At 64.3% G+C, this 12,695-nt stretch carries 14 protein-coding genes; 2 read left to right on the top strand and 12 right to left on the bottom strand.

Features of this window, described 5'->3' with window-relative positions:
• Positions 1-48: 48 nt before the first annotated feature.
• Positions 49-672 (bottom strand): class I SAM-dependent methyltransferase, encoded by a 624-nt coding sequence (locus ACOQFP_RS05080; RefSeq protein WP_206489534.1) that lies wholly within the window; start codon positions 670-672, stop codon positions 49-51.
• A 13-nt stretch (positions 673-685) separates the two neighbouring features.
• A complete protein-coding gene (locus ACOQFP_RS05075) occupies positions 686-1,843 on the bottom strand; it encodes a DUF4185 domain-containing protein (RefSeq protein ID WP_206489535.1) in 1,158 nt (385 codons plus the stop codon).
• 91 nt (positions 1,844-1,934) lie between these two features.
• Here ACOQFP_RS05075 and ACOQFP_RS05070 point away from each other — a divergent pair, with 91 nt between their 5' ends.
• On the top strand, positions 1,935-2,369 hold the full coding sequence (locus ACOQFP_RS05070; protein WP_206489536.1) for a MarR family winged helix-turn-helix transcriptional regulator: 435 nt from the start codon (positions 1,935-1,937) through the stop codon (positions 2,367-2,369).
• A 5-nt stretch (positions 2,370-2,374) separates the two neighbouring features.
• Here the strand turns inward: ACOQFP_RS05070 and ACOQFP_RS05065 are convergent, their stop codons facing one another.
• From ACOQFP_RS05065 to ACOQFP_RS05045, 5 genes are all read right to left on the bottom strand, one after another.
• Positions 2,375-2,536 carry a hypothetical protein gene (locus tag ACOQFP_RS05065; RefSeq protein WP_206489537.1) on the bottom strand — a complete coding sequence of 54 codons (162 nt, stop codon included), beginning with the start codon at positions 2,534-2,536 and terminating at the stop codon, positions 2,375-2,377.
• 195 nt (positions 2,537-2,731) lie between these two features.
• Complete coding sequence (locus ACOQFP_RS05060; RefSeq protein WP_206489538.1) at positions 2,732-3,382, bottom strand: TIGR04282 family arsenosugar biosynthesis glycosyltransferase; 651 nt, start codon at positions 3,380-3,382, stop codon at positions 2,732-2,734.
• Positions 3,379-4,032, bottom strand: coding sequence for a glycosyltransferase family 2 protein (locus ACOQFP_RS05055; RefSeq protein WP_421583675.1), 654 nt, complete (start codon positions 4,030-4,032; stop codon positions 3,379-3,381). Before ACOQFP_RS05055 ends, ACOQFP_RS05060 begins: the two co-directional genes overlap by 4 nt.
• A complete protein-coding gene (locus ACOQFP_RS05050; protein WP_421583674.1) occupies positions 4,025-5,083 on the bottom strand; it encodes an NAD-dependent epimerase/dehydratase family protein in 1,059 nt (352 codons plus the stop codon). The genes ACOQFP_RS05055 and ACOQFP_RS05050 overlap by 8 nt, the downstream gene beginning before the upstream one ends.
• Positions 5,080-5,877, bottom strand: coding sequence for an S-methyl-5'-thioadenosine phosphorylase (locus ACOQFP_RS05045; protein ID WP_341244354.1), 798 nt, complete (start codon positions 5,875-5,877; stop codon positions 5,080-5,082). The genes ACOQFP_RS05050 and ACOQFP_RS05045 overlap by 4 nt, the downstream gene beginning before the upstream one ends.
• 33 nt (positions 5,878-5,910) lie before the next feature.
• On the opposite strand from ACOQFP_RS05045, the gene ACOQFP_RS05040 reads away from it, so the two are divergent.
• The gene (locus ACOQFP_RS05040; RefSeq protein WP_421583673.1) at positions 5,911-7,272 is read left to right on the top strand and encodes a hypothetical protein; all 1,362 of its coding nucleotides are present in this window, start codon (positions 5,911-5,913) and stop codon (positions 7,270-7,272) included.
• On the opposite strand, the gene ACOQFP_RS05035 is transcribed toward ACOQFP_RS05040, so the two are convergent.
• The 5 genes from ACOQFP_RS05035 to ACOQFP_RS05015 form a co-directional block, all read right to left on the bottom strand.
• Positions 7,259-7,924, bottom strand: a complete 666-nt coding sequence (locus tag ACOQFP_RS05035; protein ID WP_206489542.1) for a methyltransferase domain-containing protein — start codon at positions 7,922-7,924, stop codon at positions 7,259-7,261. The two genes, ACOQFP_RS05040 and ACOQFP_RS05035, sit on opposite strands and share 14 nt — an antisense overlap.
• On the bottom strand, positions 7,921-8,391 hold the full coding sequence (locus ACOQFP_RS05030; protein WP_206489543.1) for a hypothetical protein: 471 nt from the start codon (positions 8,389-8,391) through the stop codon (positions 7,921-7,923). Before ACOQFP_RS05030 ends, ACOQFP_RS05035 begins: the two co-directional genes overlap by 4 nt.
• Positions 8,392-8,479: 88 nt before the next feature.
• Complete coding sequence (locus tag ACOQFP_RS05025; protein ID WP_206489544.1) at positions 8,480-9,178, bottom strand: hypothetical protein; 699 nt, start codon at positions 9,176-9,178, stop codon at positions 8,480-8,482.
• Between the two features lie 150 nt (positions 9,179-9,328).
• Positions 9,329-10,915, bottom strand: coding sequence for a GMC family oxidoreductase N-terminal domain-containing protein (locus ACOQFP_RS05020; RefSeq protein WP_341244357.1), 1,587 nt, complete (start codon positions 10,913-10,915; stop codon positions 9,329-9,331).
• Positions 10,916-10,945: 30 nt separating this feature from the next.
• Positions 10,946-12,616 (bottom strand): aldehyde dehydrogenase family protein, encoded by a 1,671-nt coding sequence (locus tag ACOQFP_RS05015; protein WP_421583697.1) that lies wholly within the window; start codon positions 12,614-12,616, stop codon positions 10,946-10,948.
• Positions 12,617-12,695: the final 79 nt, after the last annotated feature.

The following is a 12,695-nucleotide window of genomic DNA, read 5'->3' as shown; positions in this document are numbered from 1 at the left end:
CTCGTGAGTACCGCCCAAGTTAGCTACTCGTCGGTAACTTGGGCGATATTACCCCCGATCCGCCTCGCTGCCAAGGCCAGGCCTACTCGCCAGTAGTAGCGCGTCGATGGCTGTGCCCTCGCTCACGTTTCGGTACCGATTCTCGGCGGTCAGGACGGTCAAGCGAGAGCCGATGTCCGACGCCAAATCCTCTGGGCTGTAGAGGATCTCGGCTTCCTGTGGACCGCCGACGCCTGCCTCGATGTTGTCCGTATGGTGCCCGAGAATCATGAGGATTCCTTCAGGTTTCAGCGCCGATACCGCGGCCGAAACTGCCCTGCGGCGCTCCTGCGGGGGAAGGTGGAGGTAGAACATGAGGACCAGGTCATAGTTCGGCTCGGTTGACAGGTTTGTCACATCGGCATGAATCCAGGTCAACCGCTCACGCACGGATGCGGGTGCCCTCGCGGCGACCCGACTGGCCGAGGTCAGTGCCACCGAGGAGAAATCGACGGCATCGACGATCCAGCCACGCGTCGCCAGCCAGATGGCGTTTCGGCCCTGTCCGGACGCGAGATCCAGTGCGCGACCACGATGCAATGTCGTCGCTGTCTCTACCAGCGTGGCGTTGGGGGCCTCGCCGTACACGAGTTCTCGGCCTTGGTATTTACGATCCCAGTCTGCAGCATCCACTGGGAAAGCCTAATCAGAGCGTCGCGTGCAGCAACAAGACGTTGTAGTTCTGGTAGACCGTTGCCAGGAAGTACAGATCGCGTCCGGTCGAGAACGGGTGGATATACGGGGCGTAGATCGAGCTGACCTCGCGGGTGTCGACCAGAACCTCGGGTGGGCTCCAGGGGCCGACCGGCGACGGTGAGCGGCGCAGCACGATCGAGTTGGCGTTGTCGGTGGTCATCATCAGGTATTGGCCGAGAGTGGCGTTGTAGGCGACCGAGAGTTCGCCGACCCCGTCGACGATGGGCGCGGCCGCAGCGGGATCGCCCTTCTTCCAGTCCTGGCCGGTCCAGTACTCGTATTCGCCGAGCCGGGTGATGTCCTGTTCCTTGACTCGCGCGATGTAGCCGAGGTTGAACCGGCCGGGCGGTGTGCCGTACTGGTAGACGTAGCCGCCGTCCTTCAGATAGGCGCTCTGCTGGAAATTGTGATCGCCGCCGACGTTGGGTCGCTGGGTATCGGGCAGCGGCGTCCAGTTCTCTCCGTTGTCGTTCGAGACCGCAAGTCCGGAGAAGTTGGTTTCCCAGGTCCCGGGCGGGCCCCAGTTCTTCACCGACATCAGGTTCAGGTACTGGCTGTCGCCGACGGCTACGCCTGCCGTCGGGATCCGACTGATCTCGACGAAGGGAATCTTGGGGCTGGTGACGACCTCTTTGGTCTGGCCGAGTGGATCGAGCACGACGCTGTCGAAGTTCATGCCGTCGGCGAGGTTGTGGTCGTTGCTGCGCACGATGGCATTGCTGCGCCAGGACCACAGGCTGCCCTGCAGCAGGTTCGGAATGCCGAGCCCGGCCGTGTCACCGAAGGCGGTCAACACCTCGCCGTGGCCGTTGTCCCACATGATGCCGAGGTCGGTGCCGAGCATGTTCACGTTCTGAGTGTTGTTGGGGCTCGACATGCCGGTCACCTGCGCGACGGCCTGAGCCGGGCCGTGCAGCTGCGGCAGTCCGAAGGTGCCGTTCAGGCCGGCAATGGGGTTGACCGCATTGGGGTTTGCGAGAGCATTGGGGCCTGTGACCAGCAGTGATGCTGCAAGAGTCAGGCTGGCAACGGTCAATACTTTGGAACCCACGCGATTCAAGACGTTCTCCCGATTTCGAATCCACACCCCAGCGATGGGCGATACCATACCAGCGGTTTGTTCTAGCGTGGATAAATTGAGTGAACCGCTGTTTTTGCCGAATCGGGCGAATGCACCTCGGTGTCGTAACCTGGAGTGCGTGACCGATACATCCGATTCCCGCCTGGCGAGGGATCTGTCCGTCAGTGCAATGCGGCTGACTCGGCGGCTGCGGTTGCATGATTCCAACGACAGGTTGCCCGTCGCGCAGTTGTCGATCTTGACGACATTGCTGCGCGAAGGGCCGATGACGACGGGGGAGCTGGCTGTACGGGAGCGGATCAAGCCACCATCGGTGTCGAGGTCCTCGCACGCGCTGGAGGAGGCGGGACTGATCTATCGGGTGGCTCACCCGACGGACGGCAGGCAGGTGGTACTGCAGCTGACCGATTCCGGCACGGCAGTAGCGCGAGACGAGGTCGCTGCCCGAGAAGTGGCGCTTGCCGAACAGTTGGAGGGGTTGACACCGCAGCAGCGCGAGGCGCTGGCCGCGGCGGCGAGGATCCTGACCGAGATCGTCGAGAACGCCGACTGAACCGGTCAGTTCTCGTGGTGAACCTCGTGATCGAGTGAGGCGATGTCCCAGTCCTGCGTGGATCCCAATTCCTCGGAATCTCCCCGGCGCGCGACGCGACCGAACACCGTGGCGACAACTGTCGCACACGCCATCCATGCGGTGACGCCGATCCACAACCCGGTCATGTCCCCTTTTCTAGCACCTGTATCTGTGAAATCGCCGTGAAACGGTGGTTTCGCTCTATTTCAATTCGATAAGGGTCGTGTGCGGTCCGGCAATTCGGACAGATCGAAGCCGGTTGTTCCACAACACTTGTGGAGGTTTCTTGGTGCGTAAGTGAAAGAAAGAACCGACCTCCCCGAACGGACCATCGGCCCCGGTTATTTTCGAATATTTTCGACGGCAATGCGAAAGCGGCTGGCCGGGTCGCACAGCTGCGATACGGCGGCGAGGTCCGATTCGTGATCGACGTCTTGCAGAACTGCGAGCATCGTCAGCGACGCTCCGGCGGCGGCGAGGGCGGCGTGGGTGTCGACGCCTGTCGACGGTGCCGACATCGGCACACCGAGCAGTGCCTGAGCCATGGACGGGTCGCGCAGGCCCAGCGCCCACCAGCCGCCGTCCTCGGCCGCTCCGAGCACATCGCTCTCGGTCAGTGCTGCGGCCGCGTCGCCGAGCATCCGCGAGGTCACCTGCGGGGTATCCATTCCGATCTGCAGCACGGCACCGGTGGTTGCCGCATCGTTATGCGCGTGGGCGAGCCGTTCGCCCAGTCCGTCGCCGCGTTGTGAAATGACCGTGAACGACGCCAGAGCCTGGGTCAGTTCCTCGGCGCGGGCCGCGTCCGCGAGGGTGCCGGTGAGGGCTACGACGCGGCGATCGACCTCGGTGGCGGCGACGGCATCGAGGGTGTCCAGTAGTGACGCCGCCGCCAGATCGGCTGCAGCGGCGTCTCCGATCGTTGCCGCGAGGCGAGTTTTGGCCAGACCGGGTACCGGAGCTTTGGCGACGACGAGCGCGGTGACGATCACGAGAGCACCTTCCAGAAGTCGCGTACGGCGACGATGGTGCCCTTGACCGAGCCCGAAACCTTGGACGTGCCTGCCGTTCTCGGTCGGTACTGCACGTCGTGTTCGACGACGGTCCAACCGGCTTCGGCTGCCAGCACGAGCAGTTGCAGCGGATAGCCCGAGCGGCGGTCGGTGACGTCGAGATCGAGTAGGGCTTGGCGTCGTACCGCGCGGATGGCTCCGAGGTCGTGCACCGGCAACTTGTATTTGGTCCGAAGTCGCAGTGACAGTACGGCATTGCCGATCTTGGCGTGCAACGGTGAGCTTCCCTTTGCCGGACGGCGGCGACCGACCGCCAGATCGGCACCGTTCAGCGCGGCCACCAGTGTCGGCAGGTCTTGGGGATCCATCGAGCCGTCGCCGTCTAGAACGCAGACGATATCGGTCTGCGCGGCGAGGACGCCTGCGTGTACGGCGGCCCCGTAGCCAGGCACGGTCTCGAAGACCACTGTTGCTCCGTGGGCTGTGGCGACGTCGGCGGTGGCATCGGTCGAGTTGTTGTCCACCACGATCGCCCGATAGCCCTGTGGTATCGAATCGAGCACTGCAGGAAGGGATTCGGCTTCGTTCATGCAGGGGATGACGACCGTCACCGATATCTGCTCAGGCACGGGGCGGGCCCGTTCCCTCGGCGTCGCGCAAAGGTGCGTCGGCGAACGCGGTCAGACCCTCGCGGGGCATGATCTGCGCGCTGAATCCGAGGGTCTGTTCGGCCAGCCGTGCGCTGGCGACGATGTGCCGTACGTCGCCCGCTCGGTACTGTCCGGTGATCTCGGGGGCCGGCCCGCCGCGCGCCTCGGCGAGAACGGTGGCGACCTCGCCGATGGTGATCGGTTGGCCCGAGCACACGTTGAGTGCGGTGAAGCCGTCCAACTCGGCCGAGATGGAGGCGATGTTCGCTGCTGCGACGTCGTGCACGTGCACGAAATCGCGGGCCTGTTTGCCGTCCTCGTAGACCGTGGGGGCTCGCCCGAGTTCGAGAGACGACCGAAACATCGCTGCCACACCGGAATACGGGGTGTTGCGCGGCATGTTGGGGCCGTACACGTTGTGATAGCGCAGCGCGACCACCGAGCCGCCGGTGGCGATCGCCCAGGCAGAGGCGTAGTTTTCCTGCGCAAGTTTGCTTGCCGCGTAGGTGCTCCGAGGGTCGAGTCTCGAATCCTCCTCGACCAACTGCCAATCGAGCGGTTCTCCGGTATCGGGATCGACATTGTCGAACACCCCGGCGTCGAGGTCGGCGCGGGCGCGGGGGCCCGGAATCACGGTGTTGCCGGAGGAATCGACGTAACGCCCTTCGCCGTATACCACCATCGACGAGGCGAGCACCAGTCGCGAGCAGCCCGCCTCGTACATCGCTGCGAGCAGCACCGCGGTCCCGTAATCGTTGTGGCTGGCGTAGGCGGGTGCATCTGCCGCGTCGACGCCTGCTCCGACGACCGCTGCCTGATGGCAGACGACATCGACTCCGCGCATCGCCTCGACGAGTGCGGCTTTGTTTCGCACATCGAGATCGATGATGCCGTCCGCGTGGGCACCGGAGCCGTGGGCCGACTCGAGCATCGCGTCGACGGCGACCACGTCGAGGTCGGCACCGCGTGCGGCGTCGAGTACATGGCCCCCGATGAATCCGGCTGCGCCGGTGAGCAGCATCCGTGTCATGGCAGCTCGATCGGCAATGTCGTTCCGGCGTGCACGCGGCACGTGGGGCAGTCGCCGTCGGGTGCATCGCGGACGGCCGATCGGACGAGGCTCTTGAGCGGTTCGATGTTCTTCTGGAACTCCGCGAACACGTCGACGGCTTTGACGCCCTGACCGGATTCGATGCCTGCGTCGAGGTCGGTCACCAGCGCTATCGGTGTGTAACAGAGTTCGAGTTCGCGAGCGAGAACGGCTTCGGGGTGACCGGTCATGTTCACCAGTGTCCAGCCCTGGCGGGCGAACCACTGGCTTTCTGCGCGGGTGGAGAATCTCGGACCTTCGACGACCACCATGACGCCACCGTCCATCGCAGTGTCCTGGAGGGCGGCCGCGCGTAGGTGCGCGCAGTACGGGTCGGCGAATTCGACGTGTACTCCGCCCTTGTCGAAGTACGTCTGTGCCCGACCGGACGTGCGGTCGACGAGCTGATCGGGAATGACGACTGTGCCTGGGCCGTACTCAGGCACCAGTGACCCGACAGCGCACGGGGCGAACACTCGGCTCACACCGAGCATCCGTAGTGCCCACATGTTCGCCCGGTACGGCAACGTGTGCGGGGAGTACTCGTGGGCTCGGCCGTGTCTGGGAAGAAACGCGACCTGCCTGCCCTCCACCTCGCCCAACGTGATCGGGGCGCTCGGGGCACCGTAGGGGGTGTCGAGCTCGATCTCCTCGGCGTCGTCGGCGAAGAACGAGTAGAAGCCGCTACCGCCGATGACGGCAATTTCTGCCCGTCCGTGCACGTCCTTGTTCATCTGTTCATCCTCTATCACCGTCGGTCGATATGCTTGTTCTCAGTCGCGTCCGTCAGAATTGCGCAGGGAGAAAACACTATCCGTTACTGGAGAGAAGCCGTCGCCGGTACGCTGGCCGTCGCGCTCGTCGTCGTCGCGTTCATCGTGCCCTATGTGGGAAACGATCTGGTTACCCCCATCATCAACAGGACTCCGCAGCAGGTACGCGATTTCGCCGACGCGGCACCACTGTTCGGTTTCCGCGAGATCCACTTCGGGTGGGGAACCCCGTTCGCCGTCCTGCTTGCCGTCGCCACCGTGCTGTGGGGTCCCACGGTGGCTCGACGCCTGTCGTGGACGCGGTTGCTGTTCGTCGTCTGGGGTGCGTCCGCTGCCTGGGCGATGTCGTTGGCGATGGTCGACGGGTGGAAACGGGGTTTCGTCGATCGGTTGGCTTCGACCGACGAGTACCTGCACGAGGTGCCGGGCATCACCGACATTCCCGCGACATTGCGTGGATTCTCCGAGCGCATCTTGGATTTTCAGGCCGATTCGTGGACCACGCACGTCTCGGGGCATCCGCCGGGGGCGCTGCTGACATTCGTCTGGCTCGACCGGCTTGGTCTGAGCGGTGGAGCGTGGGCTGCGACCCTTTGTGTGCTGGTCGGTACCAGTGCTGCGGTTGCGGTCGTCCTGACGTTGCGCGTGTTGGGCGACGAGGACATGGCAAGGCGTGCAGCGCCGTTCGTCGCCATTGCCCCGGCGGCGATCTGGATTGCGGTGTCGGCCGATGCGTTCTACGCCGGTGTCTCGGCGTGGGGTATCGCGCTGCTGGCCATGTCCACCAAGCGATACCTGTGGCCGGCGTCGATCGCGGCAGGCGTGCTCCTCGGGTTCGGAATCTATCTCAACTACGGGTTGGTGTTGATGGGCCTGCCTGCAGTCGCGGTCCTGGTGGCCGGCCGCAGGATCATGCCGTTCGTGGGCGCGGTGATCGGTGCGGCGATCGTGACCGCGATCTTCACTGCGTACGGATTCTGGTGGTTCGACGGCTACGAGTTGGTGCAAGAGCGCTACTACCAGGGCATCGCGAAGGATCGCCCGTTCGAGTACTGGGGTTGGGCGAACTTCGCAGCCTTGTTCTGTGCCGTTGGTGTCGCGGTGCCTGCGGCGTTTCCTCGGATCTTCACCCGCATCGAGCCGATCAACCTGCTGGTGATCGGCGGCCTCGCGGCAGTGGTGATGGCGGATCTGAGTCAGTTGAGCAAAGCGGAGACCGAGCGAATCTGGTTGCCGTTCGCGATGTGGATGCTCATCGCGCCTGCGGTGCTTCCGTTGCGGACGCACCGTTTCTGGTTGGCGTTGCAGGTGATCGCCGCATTGGCGATCAATCATCTGCTCTTCACGAATTGGTGAGTGGCGCGGGCGTCATCTGGGCGAACCAGCGGCCGTCGATCGGTGCCACGTCGACCATTCGAAGGCCTGCGGCGCGGGCGAGATCGGCGGTGGCGTCGGCGCTGACGCTGGACCAGGCGAACCAGTCCCCGACCTTGGTGTCGGTCTCCCAACGCACGGTGCGGTTGCGAATTCCGTAGTGGCTCGGGGCATCCACCTCGGCGATGACGGCACCGTGTGGTGCCAGCAGGTCGGCCGCTCGGCGCAGGAGACGTACGGGGTCTCCGCCGATGCCGATGTTTCCGTCGGCGAGGAGCACGCAGGACCAGTTACCGGTGTCGGGCAGGGTATCGAAAAGGTCTCTCAGGACGGCGTTTCCACCGCGACCGATGGTCAGATCGACCGCAGCTTTGGAGGTGTCGACTCCGAGGGCCGATACACCGCGGCGAGCGAGCGCTTCGGTCAGCCGGCCAGGTCCGCAGCCGAGATCGATGGTGGGGCCGGTGCATCGATTGATCATCGCTTGGTCGGCTCGCCTGTCCTCCGGAGTCGAGGCGGTGCCGCCCATCCAACGCGCGGTCGGCAGTTGCTGCCTGCTGCCGTCGGAATCGCCGATCCAGCAGGGCAATCCAGCTGCTGCGCGGTGAAAGAGTGTATCGGCGGTTACGCTCATGCTCGGCTCCGTACGAGGATCAATCGAATGAAGTAAGCGGCTGCGCTCACCGTGAACAGCGCGGTAGTCAACATCAGCCATCGGCCGAGGAAGGGCTCTTGCGTCGAACCGGTTGCGGCCCGGTACGACTCCGCGCCCTGCGAGAGTATCCCGGGAAAGAACATCAGAAACGTCAGTGCGGTTCCGAGTGCGGGAACGCGAACGAAGTTCACCGGTGAGACGGCCCACTGACGGCGCGGGATACCGGATATCACGCGGTCGGCAAGTGAATACAGGGGATAGAGCACGGCGTCGTGCAGAAGTACCGATCCGAGGAACCACACGATGATCGATTGCCACCACACGTCGCTGTTCCACAGCGTGCGTGGGCCAGCGATCGCCACGACGTACCCGACCAACGCGAACGACAACAGCAGCCCGACCGCGTGTAGCGGGTGTCCGCCATAGATCTTGGTGAACGCTCTCATCCGAGGCTCCTGACCGTGCTCTGGAAACACCTGTGCGCGAGAGCCACCGCTTTCACGGTGACTCTCGCGCAGAGGGCTCAGGTAACTGTTACGCGGAGGTCTTGATCGTGATGGTCGCAACTCCGACGAGCAGTCCCGGTGTCACAGCATCGGTGTTGAACGTCTCGTTGAGCAGTCCGGCAGCGGTCTCCGAGATCTTGACCTCGGTGCCCTGCAGGATCGCGGTGTTGTCGGGTCCGGTACGCAACGGCTGGAGGGTGCGTCCGTCGAGATCGAACAGCACTGCGCCGGTCGCGGCGGATTCGCCGTTGACCGAGACGTCACCGGTCAGAACCGAAGTGCCGGGGTCGATATCGAAGTTGGTCAGTTCGACAACGGTGTCACCCGCGGTGAGCGAAAGTCCGCTTCCCTCGTGCATGATCTCGCCCTGTACGTAGGGGTCGACGGTGCCGGGCTCCCAGTACTTGACGTTGCCGCCGGTGATCGGGAAGCTGATGGATCCGTCTGCAAGAGTTGCGGTTCCGACTACACCGGGGGTGAGGCCGAGAGTGGTCAGAGCCTCGAGGAATCCGGGATCGAGGGCAACCGAGGTGTCGATGCCGTTGCTGAGGTCGGATACCTCTGCTGCGGGCTCGGGGGTGCTCTCGGTGGTCTCCATCGCCGACGCGGCCGAGGAGGTGGCGTTGTCGACTGCCGTGGAGGCGTCGTCGCTGGAGCATGCAGCGAGCGGGACGATCGTCATTGCACCAATTGCGGTGGCGGCCAAAGCTTTACGAACTGTGAACATGTCGGTCAACCTTCCGTGCTCGTCTCTCGAGCGTTGTGGGTCATTCGGCGCTGCTTGCCGAGCGGATTGGTTCCGTCTCGAACCGCTCAAGGGAGCGTGCAGACCTGTTACCCGGCAAATCGGACTGTCAAACCGAATGGCCCACGGCGGTCACCGAAGAATCAGATCGGCTGCCCTCTCTCCGATGAGTACCGAGGGTGCGTGAGTATGGCCGCGGATGATGCTCGGCATGACCGACGCGTCGGCGACACGCAGGCGTTCGACGCCTCGCACTCGCAGTTCGGGGTCGACGACGCTGTTGGCGTCGCTGCCCATGCGTGCGGTGCCCACCGGGTGGTAGAGCGTGTGGGCGTTCTGTTCCAGTGCCTCGGTGAGCAGGTCTGCCGGGGAGATGTTCGACGGCACCCTGGGTCGGACGATGTCACCGAGCATTCCCTTCAGCGAGGGTGTCTCGGAGATCGCGACGCACGCCCGTAGTCCTTCGAGCATGGCTCGGCGGTCGGCACCGTCGGGGTCGCTGAGGTAGCGCGGCTGCACGACGGGTTTGGCCATGGGGTCGGCGGAGCGGAGGGTGATCTCGCCGCGGCTCTCGGGCTTGAGCAGTACCGCACCGATGACGGCTGCGTGAGCGTCTGCGGCGATGAGTCCCTCGTCGAAGAATGGGGCCGGGCCGAAGATGAGTTCGACGTCGGGTAGGGCAAGGTCTTCGCGGCTCTTGATGAATCCGTAGGCCTCGGCGACGTTGGAGGTGAGCATGCCGCGTCGCCGGGCGAGGTAGTTCAGCAGCTCGGGAATCTTCTCGGCGTGGAAGAGGGAGTCCGATTCGGTCTTCCAGCCGATGAGTGCAGCGAGATGATCGAGGAGGTTCTGCCCGACGCCGGGCGCGTGGTGCTGGACGGTGATGCCGTGGGATCGGAGGTGTTCCTGGTCGCCTATGCCCGAGAGCATCATCAGTTGCGGGGTGTTGACCGCTCCTCCGGAGAGGATTACTTCCTTGTGTGCCCGCACGGTGTGGGTGGTTCCGCCGGAGGTGTATTCGACTCCCACGGCGGCCTTGCCCTCGAAGATCACCTTCGTCGCCTGTGCTTCGGTGAGGATGGTCAGGTTCTTCCGCTTCTTCGCCGGCCGCAGGTATGCGTCCGCGGTGCTCCATCGCGCTCCGCGCTTCTGATTGACCACGGTGCGGCTGAAGCCCTTCGGCTCGGGAAGGTTGGCCGTTTCCACCGGGTAGCCGGCCTCTTCGACTCCGGAGAGGAACGACGATGTCAGAGCTCGGGGGCTGCGCTGGTGGGAGACGACGAGCGGGCCGTCGGTTCCTGCATCGAGTTCGGTTGTGCCCTCGATGTTCTCGATCTTGCGGAAGTATCCGACCACGTTCTCGAACGCCCACGAGTCGTCGGTCTGTGCGGCCCACTCGTCGTAGTCGGCGGCGAAACCTCGCACCCACATCATGGCGTTCATCGATGAGGATCCGCCGAGCATCTTGCCGCGCGGCCAGTAGATGCTGCGATCGCGCAGTTCGGGTTGCGGCTCCGAGAGGTAGTCCCAATCCACCTCGCTACGAAAGAGTTTGGAGAATGCCGCCGGTATGTGGGCGAACTTGTTCTTGTCCTCAGGTCCCGCTTCGAGCAGGACCACCTCGTTTCGTGGATCGGCACTGAGGCGGTTGGCCACCACGGCTCCTGAGGAACCTGCACCGACCACGATGTAGTCGACGGTCTTGTTCGCTGTGCTCATCATGTCCCTTCGATCGCTCTCGAGTGGTGGTCAGCCGCGAATGGCAGAGGCGAAGATTGCGGGCAGTTTGGTCCAGGATGGTGCCCCTGCGAAGGCGGTGAGCAGCTTGCCGGTTGAAGCCGCGGTTTTGTTCGTCACGAACCACGGGGGCTTGGGGGAGATGGACATCTCGCCGTTGATCAGGGAGCGCGAGAGGGGTCGGAACGGTCCGCGCACCACCGTCCGTTCGGCTCCGTCGATGAGCAATGCGTTGTGCACGATGCCGATACCGCTCTGCACATCGTCGATCGTGTGGCCAGGGTAGGCACCCCAGGTGGCGGCCGCGGTGAGGAAACCGAGTGCGGTCCAGGCGTTGACGGCGATGGTGCCGTAACGCAGCTCGGCGAGCATGGTGTCGAACTTGCCTCCGAGCTCCTTGATGGTGCTCGGGGTGCCGATGATGTTGATGCCGAGCGTTCCCGCGAAGTCCTCGTTGGCGGTCTCAGTGGCCTTGGCGGCGAATTCGGCTCCGCTGTAGGGCAATTCGATAACTCCCATGACCGGCGCGAAGTACTCGGTTCGAAGCAGGGGTGCGTATTCGCCCGGGTTCAGATCAGTGATGAGCACGCGGCCACCACCGTCGCCGAGTCGTTCGGCGGCCGGATAGCAGGCGGTGGCGTCGGACACGCGTTGGTCGCTGCCGGGATAGTAGGGAGTGCGTCCGGGTGCGCGGTCGAGTGCGGCGCGCAACGCGGCGATGAACTCGTCGCGCTGTTTCCACTCGGAGGACAGGACCACCACCTGTGAAGCGACACAGTTGTATCCGCTGTTGTGCAAGCGCTGGGTGGCGACGTGTTCGGCCTGGAACAGAATATCGGCGCGGCTCCACTGCCCGGGCAGCACGATCGTAGGCGAGACGCCACCGAGTTCGCTCGAGATCTCTTTGGTGAGAATCGGGTCGTTGGCAGCCTTGCGGGCGAGGCCGTCGGCCCCCCGACCGAAGACGATGGCGTCGTGCGTGATGGAGCTACCGGTCATATGGACGTGGTCGACGCGATCGTGATTGACCAGGTACGTTCCCACGTCGGCTCCACCGCTCAGTAGCCGCAGTGCACCGATCTCGACGAGCGGTGCGAGCACTTTCTCGAAGACCGGCATCAGCGGGTCCATGATCGGATTGAGCTTGAGTGCGACGACGCGGTTGAAGGCGATCAGTTCGTACAACGCGTCCAGTGGTGCGATCGAGGTGATGTTTCCCGCTCCGAGCACTACCCCGATGCCCGCGGTTCGAGTGGGGTCGAGTTGGGCGAGGCCTGCGGTGCGCTGTGCAGTTGCACCGTCGATGCCGGGCTCGAGCCACACCTCGGCGCTGAAGCCGCTCAGGAGCAGCCGCTCGAAGTTGTTGAGCGGCAATACCGACACGGTGGTGCGTCCACCGGGGGCGGTGCCGAACTTCGCGTCGGCGAGTGGGCTCTTGCCGGCTTCGAGGGCAGCGAGCGAGTGCGCGACGGTGGCGAGTCCGCCCAGGAAGGAGTACGGACCGGACAACCACTCTTCACCGACGAGGCTGGAGGAGGGATCGAGTCCCTTGATCGAGATGGCCGCGTCGACCCATTCTTGCGCGTGCGTCGAGGTCAGTGCGTGCATGCGTTCGAGCAGGGCCCGGCGCTCGGCCAAGGAGAGCCGCCCCCAGGTCGTCTCGCCCTGAGCCAGGTCGGCCAGGGCGGCGTCTACCGACGCCGGGTCGAACTCGGTGTTCGTTGCGGGCTGTAGGCGTGGGGTGGCTTCGCTGGTCAACTTC

Origin of the sequence: Rhodococcus sp. MALMAid1271, assembly GCF_049195265.1 — a bacterium.
Classification (GTDB): domain Bacteria; phylum Actinomycetota; class Actinomycetes; order Mycobacteriales; family Mycobacteriaceae; genus Rhodococcoides.
The sequence above is the reverse complement of the archived record's forward strand: the minus strand, read 5'-3'. Positions and strand labels throughout refer to the sequence as shown.

Excerpts from the sequence above, each read along its gene's own strand:
- ACOQFP_RS05075 (WP_206489535.1), bottom strand. The coding sequence starts at position 1,843 with ATGGTATCGCCCATCGCTGGGGTGTGGATTCGAAATCGGGAGAACGTC.
- ACOQFP_RS05065 (WP_206489537.1), bottom strand. The coding sequence starts at position 2,536 with ATGACCGGGTTGTGGATCGGCGTCACCGCATGGATGGCGTGTGCGACA.
- ACOQFP_RS05050 (WP_421583674.1), bottom strand. The coding sequence starts at position 5,083 with ATGACACGGATGCTGCTCACCGGCGCAGCCGGATTCATCGGGGGCCAT.
- ACOQFP_RS05045 (WP_341244354.1), bottom strand. The coding sequence starts at position 5,877 with ATGAACAAGGACGTGCACGGACGGGCAGAAATTGCCGTCATCGGCGGT.
- ACOQFP_RS05035 (WP_206489542.1), bottom strand. The coding sequence starts at position 7,924 with ATGAGCGTAACCGCCGATACACTCTTTCACCGCGCAGCAGCTGGATTG.
- ACOQFP_RS05030 (WP_206489543.1), bottom strand. The coding sequence starts at position 8,391 with ATGAGAGCGTTCACCAAGATCTATGGCGGACACCCGCTACACGCGGTC.
- ACOQFP_RS05025 (WP_206489544.1), bottom strand. The coding sequence starts at position 9,178 with ATGTTCACAGTTCGTAAAGCTTTGGCCGCCACCGCAATTGGTGCAATG.
- ACOQFP_RS05020 (WP_341244357.1), bottom strand. The coding sequence starts at position 10,915 with ATGAGCACAGCGAACAAGACCGTCGACTACATCGTGGTCGGTGCAGGT.